Genomic DNA, 21,819 nt, shown 5'->3' on the forward strand with positions numbered 1-21,819 from the left:
CCCGCGCCGCCCCGTATCTAACGCCTTACTCCTCCATCTTGAAATCGAATTCCTGGCTCAAGGTCGCGCTCGGCGCGCAGCGGTATTCGCGCAAGGCCTTGGCGATCTCCGAACGGAAGCCGCTGCGGTATTGCGGCGGAATCGCCGCGCTGAACGTCGCGCTTCTGATGCCGGATACCGAGCCGTCGGCGCCGGTCTTGAACGTCACCTTGACCACCCCGGCCACGTCATCCCTCATCGCCGCCACCGGATAATCGGGCTTCTGCTGCTTGGCGCAACCCGCCGCCGCCGCAGTCATCGTCGCGCCCAACACCAGCAAACCGGCCACCATCATCTTTGTTTGCATGACCTACTCCTTCCCGATACACGGAGCGCGTGCCTACGCGCGCCGGCTTCCGTTATAGGAAAAGAGATGATTGTCCGCATACAAACATTTATATTGAAAATCAATCAGTTGGCATGAAAAACCCACCTCAGCCGCGGAAGAATTCCGCCAGGTATTCAACGAACACCCTCACCTTGCCCGGCACATGGCGGCGCACCGGATAGACCACCGACAGGTCCAGGCAATGCCAATGGTAGCCGGGCAGCACCGGCACCAGCCTGCCGTCGGCCAGCTCCTCGTCCAGCAGAAAGCGCGGCTGCAGCACGATGCCCATGCCGTGCACGGCGGCGTCGGTCAGCACGTCGCCGTTATTGGCCTTGAGTCCGCCCCGGACCTTCACCCTACCCTGGCTGCCGTCCGGCGCCTGGTAGTCCCAGACATTGGGCTGGGATGTCAGCGCGTACAGCAGGCACTGGTGGTCGACCAGCTCGGCCGGACTCCCCGGCGCGCCGTGGCGCGCCAGATAATCCGGCGAGGCGGCCAACAGGTCTTCGATCTGCGCCAGCTTGCGCGCCACCAAAGAGGAGTCGCTTAGATTGGACACCCGCAACGCCAGATCGAACCCCTCCTCCACCAGGTCCACCCGGCGGTCGTTCAGGCTCAGCTCCACCTCGATCTGCGGATGGCGCTGGTGGAAGCCGCCGATGATGCGCCCCAGGTAGCGCATGCCGAAGGACACAGGCGCCGATACCCTGAGCCTGCCCACCGGCTCGCTGGCGCCGTGGGACAGCAGCGCGTCCAGCTCGTCCAGCTCGCCCAGCAGGCTGCCCGCTTGGGCCAGATAGGTTTCGCCGGCCTCGGTCAGCGACAGCTTGCGCGTGGTGCGATGCATCAGCCGCACGCCCAGCCGGTTCTCCAGCGCCGCCACCAGCTTGGTCACCATCGCCCGCGACAGCTCCAACCTTTCCGCCGCGGCGACGAAACTGCCCAGCTCGGCCACGCAGACGAAGGCTCGTATCTCGGAGAATCTATCCATATAATTTCTTATAGAGAAATAATAATTTTCAAATTGTAGTATTTATTGAATATAAAGCTGATGGTCAAATAGCGCCATACCAATCTGAACTGGAACGCAATCATGAACCGTCTGCAAAACCCCTGCCTGGCCGCCCTGGTGCTGCGCGTGGCGCTGGGCCTGATGTACCTGTCTCACGGCGCGTTGAAGCTGTTTGTCTTCACCCCGGCCGGCACCGCCGAATACTTCGCCAGCCTGGGTCTGCCGGGCTTCGTCGGCTACTTCGCCATCCTGATCGAGATCGGCGGCGGCCTGCTGCTGCTGGCCGGCATCCAGGCGCGCTGGGTGGCGCTGCTGCTGATTCCGCAACTGCTGGGCGCCATCGTTCTGGTGCACGGCGCCAAGGGCTGGATGTTCACCAACGAGGGCGGCGGCTGGGAATACCCCGCCTTCCTGATCGCCAGCTCGCTCGCGCTGTTCCTGCTGGGCCAGCCGGAACGGCAGCGCCAAGCCTGACCAAGCCCGATCACCGATCTCCAGCCCCGCTTCCGCGGGGCTTTTCGCTTTTTAGAGTTGCATTACAAAAATGCAACAGCGCCGGTCTTTCCCCCCTGCTCCCCAAGTCCGCAATATTCAAGCGCTATCTCGCGCCAGCCCAGCAATATGCTGCAATGCAGCAGACAATCAAGACAATTCCGACTTGCACATTTTCTTGATTGCCATCAAGCTGCTGCGTGATTTGTATGTAGTTAAACTACAAAATAGGCAAGATACGAACAAGCCCAGTCGCCGGCCCGACAAGGCGACTGCCTGTATATAATTGTCAAAACCCCGTCAGGACAAGCCAGCACAACAAAAGCATGCCGCAGCGCGGCCATCGCCCGGCCCCCATCCAACGGCTTGATTGACGCTCGTAATAAAACGACTGGAATTATCCACGAATTGAGGAGTTTCTCATGGGCACCACCGCACCAAGATTAGATGTTCTGGCCCCCCTTTCCGGGTGGCTGGTCCCCTTGGACAGCGTTCCGGACCCCGTGTTCGCCGGCAAGATGGTCGGCGACGGCATCTCGCTCGATCCCACCTCGGGCAGTCTGCTGGCTCCGGTCAGCGGCGTGGTCAGCAATCTGCATTCCTCCCACCACGCGCTGACCATCACCACCGCCGAAGGCGTGGAAGTGATGGTGCACATCGGCATCGACACCGTGATGCTGAAAGGCGAAGGCTTTTTCCCCCTGGTCGAGCAAGGCCAGCAAGTTGCCGTCGGCCAGCCGGTCATCGACTTCGACCTTGACCTGGTCGGCCGCAAGGCCGCCAGCCTGCTGACCCAGATCATCGTCACCAACGGCGAAACCGTGGCCAGGATGAGCCTGGCCGACGGCATGGTCGACGCCGGCAAGAGCGTGGTGCTGTCGCTGCAGCTGGCCAACGGCAAGGTCGTGTTGCCTACCGAAACCGCCGAACCCCAACTGTCCGCCGACATCGCCATCGGCAACCCCGCCGGCCTGCATGCCCGTCCGGCGGCGGTATTCGCCAGCAAGGCCAAGACCTTCTCCTCCGACATCCAGCTGCTCTTGGGCGACAAGGAAGCCAACGCCAAATCCGTGGTCGCCATCATGGGTCTGGCCACCAAACTGGGCGACCTGGTGCGCGTGCGCGCCGCCGGCGGCGACGCCTCGGCCGCCATCGCGGAACTGACCCAACTGCTGAATGACCGCTGCGGCGAGAAGGCCGACGAGGCGCCGATCGCCCCGGCCGCCGCGCCGGTCTTCGCCCAGCAGCAGGACAGCGACAGCCAGCTGGCCGGCGTCGGCGCTTCGCCCGGCATCGCCATCGGCCGCATCGTTCACCATCGCCTGCAGGAATTCGACGTGCCCGAGCACGGCAAGGGCGCCAATGTGGAACAACAGGCGTTCTCCCGCGCCGCCGAGGAGGCTTCGGCCCAGCTGGATCTGGTCAAGGCGCAGCTGACTGACCCGGCGAAGCAGGCCATCCTGTCCATGCACCAGGAACTGCTGCAAGACCCGGACCTGCTGGCGCAAACCTATACCGGCCTGGCCGACGGCAAGTCGGCCGCCTGGTCCTGGCGCGCCGCCTTCAGCGCCTATTCCGCCCGCCTGGAAGCGCAGGACAACGCCCTGCTGCGCGAACGCGCCAACGACATCCGCGACGTGGGCCGCCGCGTGCTGGCGCTGCTGGCCGGCGTGAAGCAGGCCGCGCTGGAACTGCCGGCCGGCTCCATCCTGATCGCCGAAGACCTGGCGCCGTCCGACACCGCCGCGCTGGATCCATCCAAGGTGATGGGCTTCTGTACCCGCACCGGCGGCGCCACCAGCCACGTGGCCATCCTGGCCCGCTCGCTGGGCATCCCCGCGATCTGCGGCATCTCCCAGACCGCGCTGAAGCTGCCGGAGGGCCTGCAGGTGATCCTGAACGGCAACGAGGGCACGCTGGCCATCGCGCCGACCGCGGACGACATCGCCGCCGCCGAGCGCGACATCGCCCGCCTGGCCGAGCGCCGCGCCGCCGAGGCCGAAAGCTCGATGCGTCCGGCCGCGACCCGCGACGGCGCCCGCATCGACGTGGTGGCCAATATCCGCAACGCCGCCGACGCGCGCGAAGCTGTGGCCAAGGGCGCCGAGGGCGTGGGCCTGCTGCGCTCGGAATTCCTGTTCGACAACCGCGACACCGCGCCCACCGAAGCCGAGCAAGCCGCCGAATACTGCGCGGTGGCCGAGGCGCTGGGCAAGGAGCGCCCGCTGGTGGTGCGCACGCTGGACGTGGGCGGCGACAAGCCGCTGTCCTACCTGCCGCTGCCCAAGGAAGACAACCCCTTCCTCGGCCTGCGCGGCATCCGCGTCAGCCTGGAACGCCCCGACCTCTTGCGCACTCAGTTGCGCGCCATCCTCCAAGCCGCTCCGCTGACGCAGCTGCACATCATGTTCCCGATGGTGGCCTCGCTGGAAGAACTGCGCGCCGCCAAGGCGGTGCTGGCCGAAGAGCAGGCCGCGCTGGGCGTGTCCGGCGTCAAGGTCGGCATCATGGTGGAAGTGCCGTCGGCCGCGGTGCTGGCCGCGCGCTTCGCGCCGGAAGTGGACTTCTTCTCCATCGGCACCAACGACCTGACCCAGTACGTGCTGGCGATGGACCGCGGCCACCCGCAGCTGGCCAAGCAGGCCGACGCGCTGCACCCGGGCGTGCTGGCGATGATCGCGCTGACTTGCGAAGGCGCGCGCGCCCACGGCAAGTGGGTAGGCGTCTGCGGCGGCCTGGCATCCGACGAGCGCGCCGCGCCTCTCTTGGTGGGCATGGGCGTGACCGAGTTGTCGGTCAGCACCCCGGCGGTCGCCTCGGTGAAAGCCACGCTGGCGCGCTGGAGCATGGACGAGTGCCGCGAGCTGGCGCGCGAGGTGCTGGCGCTGTCCACCGTCACCGACGTCCGCCACCATCTGAATCAACTCGCTCGTTAACAGAATAAGCCTCGGCGCGGGCCAGGTTCGCGGCGCCGGGCGGGGAGACCGCCGGGGAAACCCGGCGCCGTCCGGCGCCACTCAAGCGGCTTGGCGCGCGAAGAGGCTTTATAGAGGGGACGGCGTCACAGCCGCTCGACATTCCATAAGCATGTCAAAGCAGGATAATAATCATGTTTAGCTCAGCATTCGCTAACTTGCAGAAAGTAGGCAAGTCCCTGATGCTACCGGTGGCCGTGCTGCCGGTGGCCGGTCTGCTGCTTGGTATCGGCGCGACCGACTTCCACACCCAGAACGCCGTGCTCCTCGCGATCCTGTCGCTGATGAAGCACTCCGGCGACGTGATTTTCGGCAACTTGCCGCTGATCTTCGCCGTCGGCGTGGCGCTCGGCTTCACCGAGAACGATGGCGTCGCCGCCATCGCCGCGGTGATCGGACACTTGGTCACCACCGTCACACTGGGCGTGATGGCTACGCTGATGGGCGTGAAAACCGCCATGATCATGGGCTTGCCGTCTATCCAGACCGGCGTGTTCGGCGGCATTCTCGCCGGCGGCCTGGCGGCCTATATGTTCAACCGCTTCTACCGGATCAAGCTGCCCGAATACCTGGGCTTCTTCGCCGGCAAGCGTTTCGTGCCCATCATCACCGCCATCGGCGCCATCGGCTTGGGCGCGGTGCTGTCGGTGGCATGGCGTCCGATAGGCGAAGCCATCGAGACGTTCTCGCACTGGGCCGCCGTCAGCGATCCGCGCACCGCGGCCACCGTGTACGGCTTCGTCGAGCGGATGCTGATTCCGTTCGGCCTGCACCACATCTGGAACGTGCCGTTCTTCTTCGAAATGGGCGACTTCGTCGACGCCGGCGGCAAGCATATCCACGGCGACATCAACCGCTTCTTCGCCGGCGACCCGACTGCCGGCGTGCTGTCCGGCGCCTTCCTGTTCAAGATGTTCGGCCTGCCGGCCGCGGCCATCGCCATCTGGCACTCGGCCAAGCCGGAAAACCGCGTCAAGGTGGGCGGCATCATGATTTCCGCCGCGCTGACCTCCTTCCTGACCGGCATCACCGAACCGATCGAATTTTCCTTCCTGTTCGTCGCCCCGGTGCTGTACCTGATCCACGCCGTGCTGGCCGCCTCCACCCAGTTCGTGGCCAATACGCTGGACATGCACATGGGCTTCACCTTCTCGCAAGGCGGTCTCGATTTCCTGCTGTTCAACCTGATCGGCGACAAGGCCAAGCACGCCGGCTACGTGTTCATCCTGGGGCCGATCTACGCGGTGGTTTATTACTCGGTGTTCCGCTTCGTGATCGCCAAGTTCAATCTGAAGACGCCGGGCCGCGAAGATGAAAGCGCCGAAAGCATCGGCGCCGTCAGCGAGGACCAGCGCGCCCGCCAACTGGTGCTGGCCTTCGGCGGCCGCTCCAACATCCGCAGCCTGGACGCCTGCATCACCCGCCTGCGCATCGCGGTGCAGGACACCGCCAAGGTGGACCAGCCCAAGCTGAAAGCGATGGGCGCGTCCGGCGTGGTGGTGGTGGGCAGCGGCATCCAGGCCATCTTCGGCCCCTTGTCCGAGAACCTGAAGACCGATATGGAGATCTATCTGCGCGGCGCGGGCAGCGATGCCGAGCTGTCGTCCGCCCCGGTTGCCGCTCCGGCTCCGGCCGCCGCGCCCGCGGCCTCCCCGGCAGCCGCCAAGGCCGACGTCTCCGCGCTGAAGCAGGCGCTGGGCGGCCCGGCCAACCTCGGCAAGGTGGAGGCCATCGCCCACACCCGCCTGCGCGTGGAGCTGAAGGACGCCGCCCGCTTCAACGAGGCCGCGGCCCGCGCCGCCGGCGTCTCCGCCGTCACCCAGGTGGCGCCGGGCGTGCTGCACCTGATCGTCGGCGAGCAGGCCACGGCGCTGGCCGCCGCGCTGCAGGGCTGACCATTCCCAGTCATGCCGCAAACAAAAACGCCAGCGAATCTCGCTGGCGTTTTTCATTTCCCCATCCCTCAGCGCGCCCCCCTCAGCCCGCCCTCTACTCCCTCCCGGCTGAACAGCACCTGCCACAACTGCAGGTCGCGCGCGCGGAAAGCCCCGGCGCAGGCGTTCAGGTAATAGGTGAACATCCGGTAGAAGCGGGACGGGTAATGGGCAGTCAACTGAGGCCAGACCTGCTGAAAGCGCTGCAGCCAGGCCATCAGCGTCAGGTCGTAGTCGGCGCCGAAATTGTGCCAGTCCTCCACCATCCAATAGCGCTCGCTGGCCCGGGCGATATGCGAGACCGACGGCAGGCAGCCGTTGGGAAAAATGTATTTCTCTATCCACGGGTCGATGCGCAAATCGGTCGTCTTGGCGCCTATCGTGTGCAGCAGGAACAGGCCGTCCGGCGTCAGATTGCGCGCGGCGGTCTCGAAATAGGCATCGTAATTGCGCGGCCCGACGTGCTCGAACATGCCCACCGAGACGATGCGGTCGGCCCTAAGCGCCAGGTGGCGGTAATCCTGCAACAGGATGTCCACGTCCAGCCCGGCGCAGCGCTGCAGCGCCAACTGCCGCTGCTGCTCGGAGATGGTGATGCCGGTGACCCGGACGCCGTAATGGCGCGCGGCGTAAGCGGCCAGGCCGCCCCAGCCGCAGCCTATGTCCAGCAGGTGCATTCCGGGTTTGAGCCCGAGCTTGTCGCAGATCAGCCTGAGCTTGGCCTCCTGCGCCTCCTCCAGCGTGGCGGCGTCCTTCCAGTAGCCGCAGGAGTACTGCATGTTCGGGTCCAGCATCGCGGCGAACAAGTCGTTGCCCAGGTCGTAATGGTGTTCGCCCACCTTGCGGGCCCGCCGCAAGGACTGGTAATTGACCAGCCTGGCCGCCATCAGGTACAGCGTGTCGCGCCAGCGCCGCGGCAGCCTATTCTCCAGGCCGGCGCGCATCACCCGCTGGAAGAACGCGTCCAGCCGCTCGCACTCCCACCAGCCGTCCATATAGCTTTCGCCCAGGCCCAAGGAGCCCTGCTGCAGCACGCGTCGGTAGAACTGCGGATGGTGGACTTGAATGTCGAACGGACGGCTGCCGTTGACGGCGACGCCGGCGGCGGCCAGCATTTCCTCGATGATGGCGCGCCCCGGCAGGCGGGCGTTTCCGCTCTCATTTTCCAGACACGATGAATTCATGGCGATCCCCCCGGCATGGCCACTCAGCACAACGAACTCGATCGACGATCAGAAACAAGGACAGACGTTTTACCTAGCTTAACGCGCTCCCGCCCCGCTTGGCCAGCGGGAGAAATCCAGTCTGCGAACGCGCCGCCGGCTACAGCGTGAACAGCTCCCGCAAGTGCAGCGCCACGCCCGACTCCGCATGGCTGCCGATGCGGCGCGCCTGCGGCAGCATGTCGCTGAGCCGCGGATGCGCGTTCCCCATCACCCGCGGATGGCCTGCCGCTTGCAGCAGCTCGATGTCGTTCTGGCCGTCGCCGAAAGCGAGGCACGCGTCCGCCGGGATGCCCAGCCGCTCCAGCACCCGTTCCAACGCATGGCCCTTGGACACGCCGGCCGCCATCACCTCCAGGCAATGCTCCAGCGAGAAGGTGATATAGAGCCTGTCGCCGAAACGCTCTCGCAGCTTGCGCTCCACGCCCAGCAAATGCTCGTGCGGCGCGATGTACAGCACCTTGCCCACCCCCTCGCCGCCGTGGCGGGCCAGATCGCACACCCGATACGCGGTGCCGGAATCCTTGTGCATGTCCAGCAGTTCCTGGCAGGGTTCGCTGATCAGCCACTCGTCGTCGAGATAGAAATTGACGATGGCGCCGGCGGCGAACTCCGGCTGCGAAATGACGCGGACCAGCTCCGCGTCGATGTTCCGCCGATAGATCAAGGCATCGTCAGGATCATGCACCCGCGCGCCGTTGGAAGTGATCAAATGGGCGCGCACGCCCAGCGCCTGGCGGATGCCCCTGACGTCCAGGTAATGGCGGCCGGTGGCGAGCGCGAACCGCACGCCGCGTTTTTCCAGACGCTGCAGGGTTGCGGCGGTCAACGGGGTCACGGCGTGATGCTGGTCCAGCAGGGTGCCGTCCAGATCGGAGGCGATGAAACGGTAAGGCATGTGAGCTCCGGCGCAATACAAGCTGCCGATTATACGCCGTCGAACCAAGACCTCCGCCGACCGTCCTCAAATTGACAAAGACATATGGCCTGGATAACTTGACCTATCCGCATGACCCCCCGCTACGCTCGGAAAACCGCAAGGAGAACTCCCATGGCCAATCGATACGGCCAATTATTCCGCACGCCGGGCGTTACGGCGCTGGCGCTGGCCGGCTGGGTGGCGCGCCTGCCCAGCACCATGGTGGGGGTCGGCATCATCACCATGCTGTCGCTGACCCGGGACAGCTACAGTCTCGCCGGATCGGTGGCCGCCACCTTGATGCTGGCCACCGCCCTGCTGACGCCGCAGGTGTCCCGCCTGGCCGACCGCTATGGCCAGAGCCGGGTGCTGCCGCCGGCCACCGGCATCGGCGCTCTCGCCCTGCTGGCGCTGGTCCAGTGCAGCCGCCTGGACGCGCCGCACTGGACGCTGTACCTGTGCGCGGCGCCGGCGGGCTGTCTGCCCAGCATCCCGGCGATGACACGGGCCCGCTGGGCGAAGCTGCTGGAGGGGCAGACGCTGCTGCCGACGGCGTTCGCGCTGGACAGCGTGCTGAGCGAAATCGCCTTCGTCATGGGCCCGCCGCTGTCGATAGGCCTGTGCATGGCCTGGTTTCCCGAAGCCGGTCCGCTGACGGCCGCGCTGCTGATCCTGTTCAGCGTCTTCGCCCTGTTGCGCCAGAAAGCCACCGAACCGCCGGCCCACCCCGCCGCGCCGGGCAGCGGCCGCTCAGCGCTCTTCCTGCCGCCGGTGCCGGTTCTCGCCCTGCTGATGGGCACGCTGGGCGCCATCGCCGGCATCATCGATGTCGCGGCCGTGGCTTTCGCGAAGGCGCAAGGCTCGCCGTCCGCGGCCGGCTGGGTGCTGGCGCTGTACGCCCTGGGCTCCGGCATCGGCGGACTGGCCTTCGGCGCGCTCAAACCGGCGCTGCCGCTGGGCAGGCTGTTGCTGTGCTGCTGCGCGGCCACGGCGGCCAGCTCCGTCTTCATCTCGCTGGCGCCGAATGTTTTCTGGCTGGCTGCCGTGATGCTGCTGTCCGGACTGTCTTTCGCGCCGACGCTGATCGTGGCGATGGAAATGGTGGAGAAAGCCGTGCCGCGCGCGCGGCTGACAGAAAGCCTGACCTGGCTGGTCACCGGCATTCTGCTGGGCGTGGCCGGCGGCGCTTCCTTGTGCGGCCTGACGATCGATGCCTACGGCGCCCGCGCCGGACTGAGCCTGACGCTGGCGGCGGGCGCCTGCGCGCTGCTGATCGCCGCCGCCCTCCCCCGCGCGCCCTCGCCCAAAAGCGCCGTGGAGGACGCCTGCTGAGGCTGCCTGGCGCCATCCCGGCGCCCAATGCAAAAAGCCGAACCCTTGCGGATTCGGCTTTTTCAATCTGGTGGCCAGTCGCGGAATCGAACCACGGACACGCGGATTTTCAATCCGCTGCTCTACCAACTGAGCTAACTGGCCTTGCTGTGGTGGCCAGTCGCGGAATCGAACCACGGACACGCGGATTTTCAATCCGCTGCTCTACCAACTGAGCTAACTGGCCACTTTTACCTTCAGCGCTACCGCGCCGTCAGAGCCACGCATTTAATCAGAGGACGCTATTCGCGTCAAGGAATAATTGCAAAAAAACAGCCTGTCACCGCCCTGTGAAAACAAGCGGCCCGGCCGCTCTACGCGGCCGGGCCTTCAGATCAAAGACTTACATCGCGTCCGGCTGACGGGACGGATGCGCTTCGGCGAATGCCTGCAAATGCTCAAGCGCCTCCGCGACGCGGACGATGTTCGGATACGGCGCCAGATCCACGCCGAAACGGCGGGCGCTGAACACCTGCGGCAGCAGGCAGACATCGGCCAGCGTCGGCAGATCTCCGGCCGCGTAACGGCCCGGCGACTCGGCCATCTGCTTTTCCAGCGCGTCGAAGCCGGTGCGAATCCAGTGGCGTATCCACTCCGCCTTGCCCTCCTCGTCCTTGCCGTACTCGGTCTGCAAATACTTGCCGACCCGGGTGTTCTGCAAAGGATGGATGTCGGCGGCGATGGCCAGCGCCAGCGAGCGCACCCGCGCCCGCGCCGCCGGCTCAGCCGGCAACAGCCGCGGCGTGTCCGGGTAAGCCTCGTCCAGGTATTCGCAGATGGCCAGCGACTGGGCGATCCTGACGCCGCCGTCGTCCAGCAGCGGCACCAGGCCTTGCGGGTTGATCGCCAGGTAGTCGGCGCTGCGCTGCTCGCCCTTAAGCAGATTGATCGGCCGATAGCGGTAATCCAGCCCCTTCAGGTTCAGCGCGATGCGCACCCGGTAGGCGGCGCTGGAGCGGAAATAGCCGTACAACACGCGATCAGTCATGTTTCACCACGGTCTGTTCGATCACGCCGAAGATGCTATCGCCGGCCGCGCTCCTCATCTCGATGCGCACCGTGTCGCCCACCTTCATGAACGGCGTCTTCGGCGCGCCCTGCTCGATGGTTTCTATCATCCGTTGCTCGGCCAGGCAGCAAGAGCCGACCGAGCGGTCCTTGTTGGAGATGGTGCCGGAGCCGACAATGGAGCCGGCGGCCAGCTCGCGGGTCTTGGACACGTGGGCGACCAGTTGCGGGAAGTTGAATTGCATCTCAACGCCGCAATCAGGCTTGCCGTAGAAAGCGCCGTTGTAGTCGACCAACAGCGGCAGATGCACCTTGCCGCCGTCCCAGGCTTCGCCCAGCTCGTCCGGCGTGACGGCGACCGGCGAGAAGGCGGTGGCTGGCTTGCTCTGGAAGAAGCCGAAGCCCTTGGCCAATTCCGGCGGGATCAGGCCGCGCAAGGTCACGTCGTTGACCAGCATCAGCAGGCGGATGTGCTTGGCGTCGGCCGGCGCGCCCAGCGGCACGTCGCCGGTGACCACCGCCACCTCGCCCTCGAAATCCAGCCCCCAGGCCTCGTCGCGCAGCGGGATGTCGGCCGTCGGCGCGAGGAAGGCGTCGGAGCCGCCCTGGTACATCAGCGGGTCGGTGTAGAAGCTTTCCGGCACCTCGGCGCCGCGCGCCTTGCGCACCAGCTCGACGTGGTTCAGGTAGGCGCTGCCGTCGGCCCACTGGTAGGCGCGCGGCAGAGGGCTCATGCAGCGATGGCTGTCGAAAGGCACTTCGTCCGGCACTTGGCCGTGGTTGATCGCGTTGTAGACTTCTTTCAGACGCGGCTCGGCCTGGGCCCAGTTGTCCAGCGCGGCCTGCAGCGTGGCGGCGATGGCGGGCACTGCCACGGCGCGGGTCAGATCGCGGCTGACCACCATCAATTGGCCATCGCGGGTGTGGTTGTGATAAGTGGCTAATTTCATCTTGATGTTCTTTCTGCTAGCGGCCGCTGCGGGCCGTTCCTCTATATCAATTTTTCAGCTTGGCCTGAACGCGATTGCGTCGCGAGCGGGCCGAGGTCGACGGGAGAAGCCCTGCGGTACACATCGTACCGCGAGCATCGCAGCGCTGAGATCGGCTCTCGCAGCAGCAATGGCGTCAGGCCTGCTTGGGTTTCCAGCTGTCCACGTAGCCTTGCCACTCCACGCTGGCCAGGCCCGGGCCCTGCTCCAGCGCGTCGCGCGCGTCTATCATCACGGCCACTTCGTCGGTGAACTTCTTCGGGTCGGTCATCGCCTTGGCGAAGGCCTTCGGGTGCGGGCCGTGGGTGAAGCCGGCCGGGTGGAAGGTCAGCATGCCGGGCTTGATGTTGTCGCGGCTGAAGAAGTCGCCGGCGTGGTAGAAGATCACTTCGTCGTAATCGTCGTTGTTGTGATAGAACGGCACCTTCAGCGCGCCCGGATCGGACTCGATCGGCCGCGGCACGAAGGTGCAGATCACGAAACCGTCGGCGACGAAGGTGGTGTGCGCCGACGGCGGCAGGTGATAGCGGTGGCTCATCAGCGGGCGGATGTCGCGCCAGTTGACCCGCGCCACCGACAGATTGCCGTGCCAGCCGATGGCGTCCAGCGGGTTGTACGGGTAGGTGACGGTGGACAGCGCGCCGCGGCGCTTGATCACCACCTGCCATTCGTCCTCGGTCTGCTGCGCGCGGAAGGCGTCGTCGATCGCCGGCACGTCCAGCACCGCCTCGTCGAAGATGGCGTGCGGGCCGACCAGGCCCTTTTCCGGCAGCTGGTAGGCGCCGTTGCTGGTTTCCACCAGCAGCATGGTGGTCGGGCTAGCCGGCTCGATGCGCCAGCTGGTGGAGCGCGGCACCAGGATGTAGTCGCCGTCGCGGTAGCTCAGGTGGCCGTAGTCGCAGAACAGCTCGCCGCTGCCGGCATGGATGAACAAGAGGTCGTCGCCGTCGGCGTTGCGGAACAGCTGGGTCATCGCCTTGTCGCAGCGCCAGATCCGCAGCTTGCACTGGGCGTTGTGCAACACCAGCGGCGCGTCCCACGGCGCCGGCGCGCCGTGCGGCAGCTCGTTCAGATCGAAGGCGCGCGGGCGCAGCGGGCCTTCCCAGGCGCTCCAGCCGGTCGGCGGGTGCTTGTGGTGCAGATGGGTGGCCGGGCCGAAGAAGCCGCTGCGGCCGACTTCGCGCTCGTATATGGCCTCGGCCGGAAAGTCGGCGTGGGCCTGCCGCGAGATGGTGCCTTCGCGGTGCGGGTAACTGATCCATTTACGCATTTTGGATGTCCTGTCGGCACGGCCTGCGACGCACAGGCCGCGCCATTGCATGATGCACATACGGCAAGACGCCGCGGCGCCCGCCCGGAAGTCCGGAGCCGGCCGCCGCGGCGGGAATGGATCAATCGGCCTTCAGCACGCCGCGGCGGATCTGGTCTTCCTCGATGGACTCGAACAAGGCCTTGAAGTTGCCTTCGCCGAAGCCCTCGTTGCCCTTGCGCTGGATGATCTCGAAGAAGATCGGGCCGATCACGGTCTCGGTGAAGATCTGCAGCAGGATGCCTTCCACCGGCGCGCCGTCGATCAGGATGCTGTTCTTGTGCAGGCGGGCCACGTCCTCGCCGTGATCCGGCACGCGGGCGTCCACCTTCTCGTAATAGGTGTCCGGCGTATCCAGGAAACGGGTGCCGCGCGCCTTCAGCGTTTCCACCGTGGCGTAGATGTCGGCGGTGGTCAGCGCGATATGCTGGATGCCTTCGCCGTTGTACTGGCGCAGGAATTCCTCGATCTGGCTCTTGTCGTCGGACGACTCGTTGATCGGGATGCGGATCTTGCCGCAGGGGCTGGTCATCGCCTTGGACACCAGGCCGGTCAGCTTGCCTTCGATGTCGAAGTAGCGGATCTCGCGGAAGTTGGCGATGCCGGTGTAGAAATCGGCCCAGGTGGCCATATTGCCGCGCGCCACGTTGTGGGTCAGGTGGTCGATCTCGGTCAGGCCGACGCCGTACGGATGCTGGTCCACGCCTTCCAGCGGCACGAAGTCGATCTCGTAGATGTCCTTGTCCTTGCCGTAGCGGTCGACGAAATACAGGGCCGAGCCGCCGATGCCTTCCACCGCCGGGATGTTCAGTTCCATCGCGCCCACCGGACGCTGGTACGGCTTGGCGCCGTGCGACAGCGCGTATTCGTACGCCTTGGCGGCGTCCTTGACGCGCCAGGCCATCGCACAAGCCGACGGGCCATGCGCCTTGGCGAATTCGCTGGCCGGCTGGCTGCGTTCGGCGTTCAGGATGAAGTTGATGTCGCCCTGGCGGTACAGGCGCACGTCCTTGCTGCGGTGGCGGGCCACTTCAGTGAAGCCCAGCGACAGGAACAGCTGGTTCAGCTTCTCCACGCCCTCGGCGTTGGGAGCGGTGTATTCGACGAACTCGAAACCGTCGGTAGCGAGCGGATTTTGCAGCATGGCTTCCATTTTCATCTGTTTCTCCTCTGTTTATAGCCCCATACCTGTCAATGGCGGCATGGACTATCAATTTTCGTTCAGACTTTTGTAAACGTGCGCGGACGGTCCGCGTTATGTAAGCTGACCGCATGCCTATCCGCAGGGCGGAGGAAGCGGTTCGACGGGGCGGGAGGAAGCAGAGACAAGGGGAAGCGGAACGCGCGATGGGACACGCGCGCCGACGCCGGCCGCCAAAAACGGCACGGCTTGGCTCTCCTCCGAACGAATCGTTGTCTGCTGTCACACACCATCGACATGCATCGGCAGTCTTGCGCCGCCGTTTGCGATTTAGGCTTTTTATTCTATGGAAAGCGGGCGGCAATTATCTTGCTAAATGGATTTTGCCGAGCGATATTGAGGAATAAAATGTCTCAACAAACCGATTATCAGGAGAAAATATGCCAAGTCTCACATTAGATAAGACAGACTTGCGTATTCTGGCCGAGCTGCAGCTTGACGGCCGGTTGACCAATGTCGAGCTGGCCGAACGCGTGGCGCTGTCGCCGTCGCCCTGCCTGCGCCGGCTTAAGCAACTGGAAGAGTCCGGTGTAATCCGCCAGTACGTCGCCCTGCTCGACCCCGCTCACATCGGTTTAGGCCTGCAGGCCTGGGTGCGCGTCACGCTGGAAAAACGCGGGAATATGCATTTGCAGAGCTTCATCGACGCGGTGCAAAACTGGCCGGAAGTGATCAACTGCTTCGCGATGACCGGCGAGATGGATTACCTGCTGCAGGTGTATTTCGAAGACATGGAGCACTTCTCGCGCTTCGTGATGGACGAGTTGCTGCAGCATCCGGGCGTCGAGGACGTGAAGTCCAGCTTCGTGCTCAAGGAGATCAAGCGCACCACCGCGCTGCCGCTGGGACAGATGCGCGGCATGTAAGCTGCGCGCGCCCCAAAAACAGAACGGCCCGAAAGGGCCGTTTTGTTTTGGCTGCGCCGATCAATCGCGCTGATGATGGGCGGTGGCGCCGGCCAGCAGCTTGTCTGTGTAGGCGATGGCCGCCGCCGACAGCAGGAAGGCCAGGTGCAGGAACAGCTGCCACTTGATGGTGTGCTCGTCGATGCGGCTGGCGTTGATGAAGGTCTGCAGCAGATGGATGGACGAAATGCTGATGATGGCCATCGACAGCTTCACCTTCAGCACCGAGGCGTTGACGTGGTCCAGCCACTCCGGCTGGTCCGGGTGGCTGTCGATGCGCAGCCGCGACACGAAAGTCTCGTAGCCGCCCACCGTCACCATCACCAGCAGGTTGGCGATCATCACCACATCGATCAGGCCCAGCACCGCCAGCATGATGTCGGTCTCGGTCAGGTGGTTCAGCCCTTCCAGCAGCTCCCACAGCTGCGCGAGAAATTTCCACGCATAGACGCCCTGCACCACGATCAGGCCCAGATAAATGGGCAATTGCAGCCAGCGGCTGCTGAAGATCACCTGGCCGAGCAGCGATTTCCTGGGTTCGGATTGAATTTGTCGTTGAACGTATTGCTGGTCTTGCATGGGCTTTCCTGTCGTTCGCGGCCGCGGGCGGCTTTGCGCCGCCCGCTCGCCGTCACAGGCCCAGCCTCTGCCAGATGGTGGAGACCAGGCCCGCCTGGTTCAATGTGTAAAAATGCAGACCGGGCGCGCCGCCTTGCAACAGGCGGTCGCACAGCTCGGTCACCACGTCCAGTCCCAGCGCGCGGATGGACGCGGTATCGTCGTAATAGGCCTGCATGCGCAGGCGCAGCCAGCGCGGCACTTCCGCCCCGCACATGTCGGAGAAGCGGCACAGCTGGCCGAAATTGGAGATCGGCATGATACCCGGCACGATGGGAATGTCCACCCCGCGCGCGCGCGCTTCGTCGACGAAGCGGAAATAGCTGTCGGCGTTGAAGAAGTACTGAGTCATCGCGGAGTCGGCTCCGGCCCGGACCTTGCGCACGAAGTTGGCGAGATCGTCTTCGGCCGAGCGCGCCTGCGGATGGAATTCCGGATAAGCCGCCACCTCGATGTGGAAATGGTCGCCATGCTCGGCGCGGATGAACTCCACCAGCTCGTTGGCGTAGCGGAATTCGCCGGCGGCCACCATGCCCGACGGGATGTCGCCGCGCAGCGCCACCAGGTGGCGGATGCCGTTGCCGCGGTATTCGTTCAGGATGGCGGCGATGTTCTCGCGGGTGGAGCCGATGCAGGACAGGTGCGGCGCGGCGGCCTGCCCTTCGCTGCGGATCTCCAGCACGGTGGACAAGGTGCCGTCGCGGGTAGTTCCGCCGGCGCCGAAAGTCACCGAGAAGAACTGCGGCTTGAACTGGGCCAGCTGCTGGCGCGTGGTGCGCAGCTTGGCCACGCCCTCGGGCGTTTTGGGCGGAAAGAATTCGAAACTGAAGGTGCGCGGCGTCTGCGTCATGGTGATCCTCTCTATCGCTGTCCTGGCTGCCGGCCTCTGTGTGCCGTTGGTCGTCTGGTTTGCCCGAAAAAAAACGGACAGATCCATTCTATGGGGCCTGTCCGTTTCACCTAGGTTCAATAATCAATAACGATAGTGATCCGGCTTATAAGGACCTTGCTTGGGCACGCTGATGTAAGCGGCCTGCTGATCGGACAGTTCGGTCAGGCGCGCGCCGATGCGGGAAAGGTGCAGACGGGCGACCTTCTCGTCCAAATGCTTGGGCAGCACGTACACCTTCTTATCGTATTGCTGGCCATTGGCAAACAATTCGATCTGCGCCAGCACCTGGTTGGTGAAGCTGTTGGACATCACGAAGCTCGGGTGGCCGGTGCCGCAGCCCAGGTTCACCAGGCGGCCTTCAGCCAGCAGAATGATGCGCTTGCCGTCGGGGAAGATGATGTGATCGACTTGCGGCTTGATGTTCTCCCACTGGTACTGGCGCAAGCTGGCGACCTCGATCTCGCTGTCGAAGTGGCCGATATTGCAGACGATGGCGTTGTGACGCATCTTCTTCATGTGATCGTGGGTGATCACGCCGACGTTGCCGGTGGAGGTGACGAAGATGTCGGCCTGATCGGCCACCTCGTCCATCCGCACCACGCGGTAGCCTTCCATCGAAGCCTGCAGCGCGCAGATCGGGTCGATCTCGGTCACCCACACGGTGGCGCCCAGGCCGCGCAAGCTCTGCGCGCAGCCCTTGCCCACGTCGCCGTAGCCCAGCACCACCGCCACCTTGCCGGCCACCATCACGTCGGTGGCGCGCTTGATGCCGTCCACCAGGCTCTCGCGGCAGCCGTACAGGTTGTCGAACTTGGACTTGGTGACGGAGTCGTTGACGTTGATCGCAGGGAACGGCAGCTGGCTGTCCTTCTCCAACTGGTACAGGCGATGCACGCCGGTGGTGGTTTCCTCTGTGACGCCCTGGATGTGCTGCAGGCGCTTGGAGTACCAGCGCGGGTCGATGGCCAGATGGCGCTTGATCGACGCGAACAGCGCGGTCTCTTCCTCATTGGTGGGGTGGGCGATTGCGCCGATGTCCTGCTCGGCCTTGCTGCCCAGCATCAGCAGCAGCGTGGCGTCGCCGCCGTCGTCCAGGATCATGTTGGCCGGCTGGCCCTCGGGCCATTCGAAGATCTTGTGGCTGAATTCCCAGTACTCGTCGAGACTCTCGCCCTTGAACGCGAACACCGGAATTTCGGCGGCGGCGATGGCGGCGGCTGCGTGGTCCTGGGTGGAGAAGATATTGCACGAAGCCCAGCGCACTTCGGCGCCCAGCGCCGTCAGGGTCTCGATCAGCACCGCGGTCTGCACCGTCATGTGCAGGCTGCCGGCGATGCGCGCGCCGCGCAGCGGCTGCGCGGCGTGGTATTCGTCGCGGACCGCCATCAGACCGGGCATTTCGGTCTCGGCGATGTTCAGTTCCTTGCGCCCCCAACCGGCAAGCGCGATGTCTGCTACATGGAAATCGGAAAAATCAGCCATCGTGAAGCATCCTTGTTCACGCGGCCAGCCAGGATGCGGCCCACCCGTCATCCCGTGCCGCCACGGTCATGAGTCAGGTGAGCGCCGTTGGGTCGCTGGCTGGTGAAACGGCCTGCGGCTGCCCGAGCCTGGGGAGAAGACTCCTCGCAGCGCTCCTCGGGTGACCGGGACATTATACCCAGTCGAATCGGAAAAGGTAGGACTTGTCATGTCAAAGCGATAAACTAAGGGCCTGTCCCTCCCCCGGACCGCCATGAGTTTCGTGTTCACCCCGCTGGCCGCGCTATCCGGCCTGGCCGCGTTGCTGGCCGCCGCCATCAGCATCATCGCCTGGAGCCGCAGGCAATTCGCCGGCGTGCGCTGGCTGGCGCTGCTGATGGCCTCGGTCGCGTTCTGGGCGGCTGGCGCGATGTGCGAACTGTCCGTCACCAGCATAGCCGCCAAGCTGTTCTGGTCCAAGGTGGAATACCTGGGCACGCTGAGCACCCCGGTGCTGTTCCTGCTGCTGGCGCTGGACTACAACCACATCTCGCTGCCGCGGCGTGGACTGGCCCTGCTGTTCGCCATTCCCGCCGTCTGCCTGCTGCTGGCGGCCAGCAACGAGCGCCACCACTTGGTGTGGACCAGCTTCCAGCCCAGCCCCTCGGGCCACAACCTGCTGATCTACGGCCACGGTCCGGCGTTCTGGCTGGGCGTGGCCGGTTATTCCTATCTGATGATGCTGCTGGGCAGCCTGCTGCTGATCCGCGCGCTGCACTACTTCCCCGCCCATTTCCGCGGGCAGTCGCTGACGCTGATGCTGAGCGCGATCGCGCCGTGGTTCGGCAATATTCTTTACCTGACTAGCGCCTTTCCTCTGCAAGGCCTGGACCCGACGCCGCACTCTTTCGCCTTCACCGGCCTGATCTTCGCGATCGATCTGCTCTACCTCCGCCAACTGCACCTGGTGCCGGTGGCGCGCGCCCGGGCCTTCGAAGCCATGGGCGACGGCATGGTGGTGGTAGACCACCAGCTTCGCATCCTCGACATCAACCCGTCCGGGATCCGCATGCTGGGCGGCGCGCCGGCGGACTGGCCCGGCCAGCCGCTGCCCGCCCCATGGCTGGAGGCCAGCATGCTGGAAACCGGCGCGCATCTGGAGCTGACGACGCCGGACGGCGGCCGCATTCTGGACATCCGCGCCTACGAAATCGAGCCTTTCCACAAGCCGGCGCGCACCCGCATGCTGGTGATGCGCGACATCACCCAGCGGCGGCAAGCCGAAGACGCTCTGCGCGAGGCCAATCTGCAGCTGACCGACAGATTGGCGCAAATCGAAACGCTGCAGGCGGCGCTGCGCGAACAGACGCTGCGCGATCCGCTGACGCATCTGTTCAACCGCCGCTACCTGGACGAAACCTTCGAGCGCGAACGCGAGCGCGCGGAGCGCGAGGCGAAGCCGATAGCGGTGGCGATGATGGATCTGGACGACTTCAAGCGCATCAACGACCTGCACGGCCACCAGGTCGGCGACAGGGTGCTGCAAGCGTTGGCCCGCCTGCTGCAACAGCAAAGCCGGGCCGCCGACATCGTCTGCCGGCTGGGCGGCGAGGAATTCATGGTGGTGCTGCCGGGCAGCGATGCCGAGCAGGCGCAACAGCGGGTTGAAGGATGGCGGCGCGATTTTCATCGCCTGGAACACGCCGGCGAACATACGTTCCGCGCCAGCTTCTCCTGCGGCATCGCCGCCCTGCCCGGCAACGGCCGCGCGCTGGAGGAGCTGTACCGCCGCGCCGACCAGGCGCTGTACCAGGCCAAGACGGCCGGCAAGAACTGCAGCGTGCGCGCCGCCAGTGGCCAATAAAAAAACCGCCAGTGGAAACTGGCGATTTTTTCGACTGCGGCCGGCCAGGGTTACAGGCCGGCGTCGGCGCGCAGCGCCTCGACCTTGTCGGTGCGCTCCCAGCTGAATTCCGGCTCCTCGCGGCCGAAGTGGCCGTAGGCGGCGGTCTTGCCGTAGATCGGACGCAGCAGGTCCAGCATCTGGATGATGCCCTTCGGACGCAGGTCGAAATGCTTCTTCACCAACTCGACGATCCTCTCGTTCGGAATGCGGTTGGTGCCGAAAGTATCCACCGCGATCGAGGTCGGCTCGGCCACGCCGATCGCGTACGACACCTGGATCTGGCACTGGCGGGCCAGGCCGGCGGCGACGATGTTCTTCGCCACGTAGCGTCCGGCATACGCCGCCGAACGGTCAACCTTGGACGGATCCTTGCCGGAGAACGCGCCGCCGCCATGCGGCGCCGCGCCGCCGTAGGTGTCGACGATGATCTTGCGGCCAGTCAGGCCGCAGTCGCCCATCGGGCCGCCGATGACGAAGCGGCCGGTCGGGTTGATCAGGAACTTGGTTTCCGGCGTGATCATTTCCGGCGGCAGCACCGGCTTGACGATGTCTTCGATCACCGCGTCGGACAGCGTCTTGTGATCGATGTCCGGGCTGTGCTGGGTGGACAGCACCACGGTGTCGATGCGCTTGGGCAGGCCGGTGGCGGCGTCGTACACGCAGGTGATCTGGCTCTTGGCGTCCGGGCGCAGCCACGGCAGGCGGCCGTCCTTGCGCAGTTCGGCCTGACGCTGCACCAGGCGGTGAGCGTAGTAGATCGGAAACGGCATCAGCGTCGGCGTTTCGTCGCAGGCGTAGCCGAACATCAGGCCCTGGTCACCGGCGCCCTGGTTCAGGTCCAGGCCCTCGCCTTCGTTCACGCCCTGGGCGATGTCCGGCGATTGCTTGTCGTAGCAAGCCATCACCGCGCAACCGCGGTAGTCGAAGCCCAGCTCGGAATCGTCGTAGCCGATGCGCTTGATGGTCTCGCGAGCTATCTTGATGTAATCGATGTTGGCGGTGGTGGTGATCTCGCCGGCCAATACGACCAGGCCGGTGTTGACCAGCGTTTCGGCCGCAACGCGCGCGTGCTTGTCCTCGCGCAGGATCGCGTCGAGGATCGCGTCGGAAATCTGGTCGGCTACCTTGTCCGGATGGCCTTCCGAGACCGATTCGGAGGTAAACAGGTATTCACTCATTTATTATGCGTTCCCAAAAAATACAAAACCCCGTGATGGTAGAATAGGCCGCTTTC

At 65.0% G+C, this 21,819-nt stretch carries 18 protein-coding genes, 2 tRNA genes and 1 riboswitch; of the genes, 6 read left to right on the forward strand and 14 right to left on the reverse strand.

The features are described from left to right. Positions 1–25: 25 nt before the first annotated feature. Complete coding sequence (locus VL52_RS01595) at positions 26–346, reverse strand: energy transducer TonB (RefSeq protein ID WP_052717286.1); 321 nt, start codon at positions 344–346, stop codon at positions 26–28. A 127-nt stretch (positions 347–473) separates the two neighbouring features. Further along, positions 474–1,361: a LysR family transcriptional regulator gene (locus VL52_RS01600; RefSeq protein WP_046155420.1), complete on the reverse strand. Its 888-nt coding sequence runs from the start codon at positions 1,359–1,361 to the stop codon at positions 474–476. Positions 1,362–1,463: 102 nt separating this feature from the next. On the opposite strand from VL52_RS01600, the gene VL52_RS01605 reads away from it, so the two are divergent. The 3 genes from VL52_RS01605 to ptsG all read left to right on the forward strand — a co-directional run bounded on the left by VL52_RS01605 (position 1,464) and on the right by ptsG (position 6,744). Further along, positions 1,464–1,856 (forward strand): DoxX family protein, encoded by a 393-nt coding sequence (locus VL52_RS01605; protein ID WP_046155421.1) that lies wholly within the window; start codon positions 1,464–1,466, stop codon positions 1,854–1,856. Positions 1,857–2,296: 440 nt separating this feature from the next. Continuing rightward, positions 2,297–4,810: a phosphoenolpyruvate--protein phosphotransferase gene (gene ptsP, locus VL52_RS01610; protein WP_046155422.1), complete on the forward strand. Its 2,514-nt coding sequence runs from the start codon at positions 2,297–2,299 to the stop codon at positions 4,808–4,810. Positions 4,811–4,983: 173 nt separating this feature from the next. Then, positions 4,984–6,744: a PTS glucose transporter subunit IIBC gene (gene ptsG, locus VL52_RS01615; protein WP_046155423.1), complete on the forward strand. Its 1,761-nt coding sequence runs from the start codon at positions 4,984–4,986 to the stop codon at positions 6,742–6,744. A 68-nt stretch (positions 6,745–6,812) separates the two neighbouring features. Here ptsG and cfa read toward each other — a convergent pair whose 3' ends face one another. Both cfa and VL52_RS01625 read right to left on the reverse strand, forming a co-directional pair. Next, positions 6,813–7,967 carry a cyclopropane fatty acyl phospholipid synthase gene (cfa, locus tag VL52_RS01620; protein ID WP_046155424.1) on the reverse strand — a complete coding sequence of 385 codons (1,155 nt, stop codon included), beginning with the start codon at positions 7,965–7,967 and terminating at the stop codon, positions 6,813–6,815. Between the two features lie 139 nt (positions 7,968–8,106). Beyond that, positions 8,107–8,904: a Cof-type HAD-IIB family hydrolase gene (locus tag VL52_RS01625; protein WP_046155425.1), complete on the reverse strand. Its 798-nt coding sequence runs from the start codon at positions 8,902–8,904 to the stop codon at positions 8,107–8,109. 153 nt (positions 8,905–9,057) lie between these two features. Here VL52_RS01625 and VL52_RS01630 point away from each other — a divergent pair, with 153 nt between their 5' ends. Continuing rightward, positions 9,058–10,257 (forward strand): MFS transporter, encoded by a 1,200-nt coding sequence (locus tag VL52_RS01630; RefSeq protein WP_046155426.1) that lies wholly within the window; start codon positions 9,058–9,060, stop codon positions 10,255–10,257. Between the two features lie 68 nt (positions 10,258–10,325). Here the strand turns inward: VL52_RS01630 and VL52_RS01635 are convergent. The 6 genes from VL52_RS01635 to hppD form a co-directional block, all read right to left on the reverse strand. Further along, a tRNA-Phe gene (locus tag VL52_RS01635) sits at positions 10,326–10,401 on the reverse strand. Between the two features lie 6 nt (positions 10,402–10,407). Next, positions 10,408–10,483: transfer RNA gene (locus tag VL52_RS01640), tRNA-Phe, on the reverse strand. Between the two features lie 156 nt (positions 10,484–10,639). Next, positions 10,640–11,284 (reverse strand): maleylacetoacetate isomerase, encoded by a 645-nt coding sequence (gene maiA, locus VL52_RS01645; protein WP_046155427.1) that lies wholly within the window; start codon positions 11,282–11,284, stop codon positions 10,640–10,642. After that, positions 11,277–12,254 (reverse strand): fumarylacetoacetate hydrolase family protein, encoded by a 978-nt coding sequence (locus VL52_RS01650; protein WP_046155428.1) that lies wholly within the window; start codon positions 12,252–12,254, stop codon positions 11,277–11,279. Before VL52_RS01650 ends, maiA begins: the two co-directional genes overlap by 8 nt. Positions 12,255–12,429: 175 nt before the next feature. After that, positions 12,430–13,563: a homogentisate 1,2-dioxygenase gene (locus VL52_RS01655; RefSeq protein ID WP_046155429.1), complete on the reverse strand. Its 1,134-nt coding sequence runs from the start codon at positions 13,561–13,563 to the stop codon at positions 12,430–12,432. 121 nt (positions 13,564–13,684) lie between these two features. Then, on the reverse strand, positions 13,685–14,761 hold the full coding sequence (gene hppD, locus VL52_RS01660) for a 4-hydroxyphenylpyruvate dioxygenase (protein ID WP_021476521.1): 1,077 nt from the start codon (positions 14,759–14,761) through the stop codon (positions 13,685–13,687). 422 nt (positions 14,762–15,183) lie between these two features. Here hppD and VL52_RS01665 point away from each other — a divergent pair, with 422 nt between their 5' ends. Further along, positions 15,184–15,669 (forward strand): Lrp/AsnC family transcriptional regulator, encoded by a 486-nt coding sequence (locus VL52_RS01665; RefSeq protein WP_021476520.1) that lies wholly within the window; start codon positions 15,184–15,186, stop codon positions 15,667–15,669. Between the two features lie 60 nt (positions 15,670–15,729). Here the strand turns inward: VL52_RS01665 and VL52_RS01670 are convergent, their stop codons facing one another. The 3 genes from VL52_RS01670 to ahcY all read right to left on the reverse strand — a co-directional run bounded on the left by VL52_RS01670 (position 15,730) and on the right by ahcY (position 18,700). Further along, the gene (locus tag VL52_RS01670; RefSeq protein WP_046155430.1) at positions 15,730–16,287 is read right to left on the reverse strand and encodes a TIGR00645 family protein; all 558 of its coding nucleotides are present in this window, start codon (positions 16,285–16,287) and stop codon (positions 15,730–15,732) included. Between the two features lie 52 nt (positions 16,288–16,339). Next, on the reverse strand, positions 16,340–17,176 hold the full coding sequence (gene metF / locus VL52_RS01675) for a methylenetetrahydrofolate reductase [NAD(P)H] (RefSeq protein WP_021476518.1): 837 nt from the start codon (positions 17,174–17,176) through the stop codon (positions 16,340–16,342). A 123-nt stretch (positions 17,177–17,299) separates the two neighbouring features. After that, a complete protein-coding gene (gene ahcY, locus VL52_RS01680; RefSeq protein ID WP_046155431.1) occupies positions 17,300–18,700 on the reverse strand; it encodes an adenosylhomocysteinase in 1,401 nt (466 codons plus the stop codon). Positions 18,701–18,772: 72 nt separating this feature from the next. Beyond that, a riboswitch (S-adenosyl-L-homocysteine riboswitch) is annotated at positions 18,773–18,864 on the reverse strand. An 89-nt stretch (positions 18,865–18,953) separates the two neighbouring features. Here ahcY and VL52_RS01685 point away from each other — a divergent pair. Next, entirely contained in the window at positions 18,954–20,543 is a 1,590-nt protein-coding gene (locus VL52_RS01685; RefSeq protein WP_046155432.1) for a histidine kinase N-terminal 7TM domain-containing protein, read from the forward strand. Positions 20,544–20,593: 50 nt separating this feature from the next. On the opposite strand, the gene metK is transcribed toward VL52_RS01685, so the two are convergent. Next, complete coding sequence (gene metK, locus VL52_RS01690; protein ID WP_046155433.1) at positions 20,594–21,763, reverse strand: methionine adenosyltransferase; 1,170 nt, start codon at positions 21,761–21,763, stop codon at positions 20,594–20,596. Between the last annotated feature and the right edge of the window lie 56 nt (positions 21,764–21,819).

Source organism: Chromobacterium vaccinii (assembly GCF_000971335.1).
In the GTDB taxonomy this organism is placed as follows: domain Bacteria; phylum Pseudomonadota; class Gammaproteobacteria; order Burkholderiales; family Chromobacteriaceae; genus Chromobacterium; species Chromobacterium vaccinii.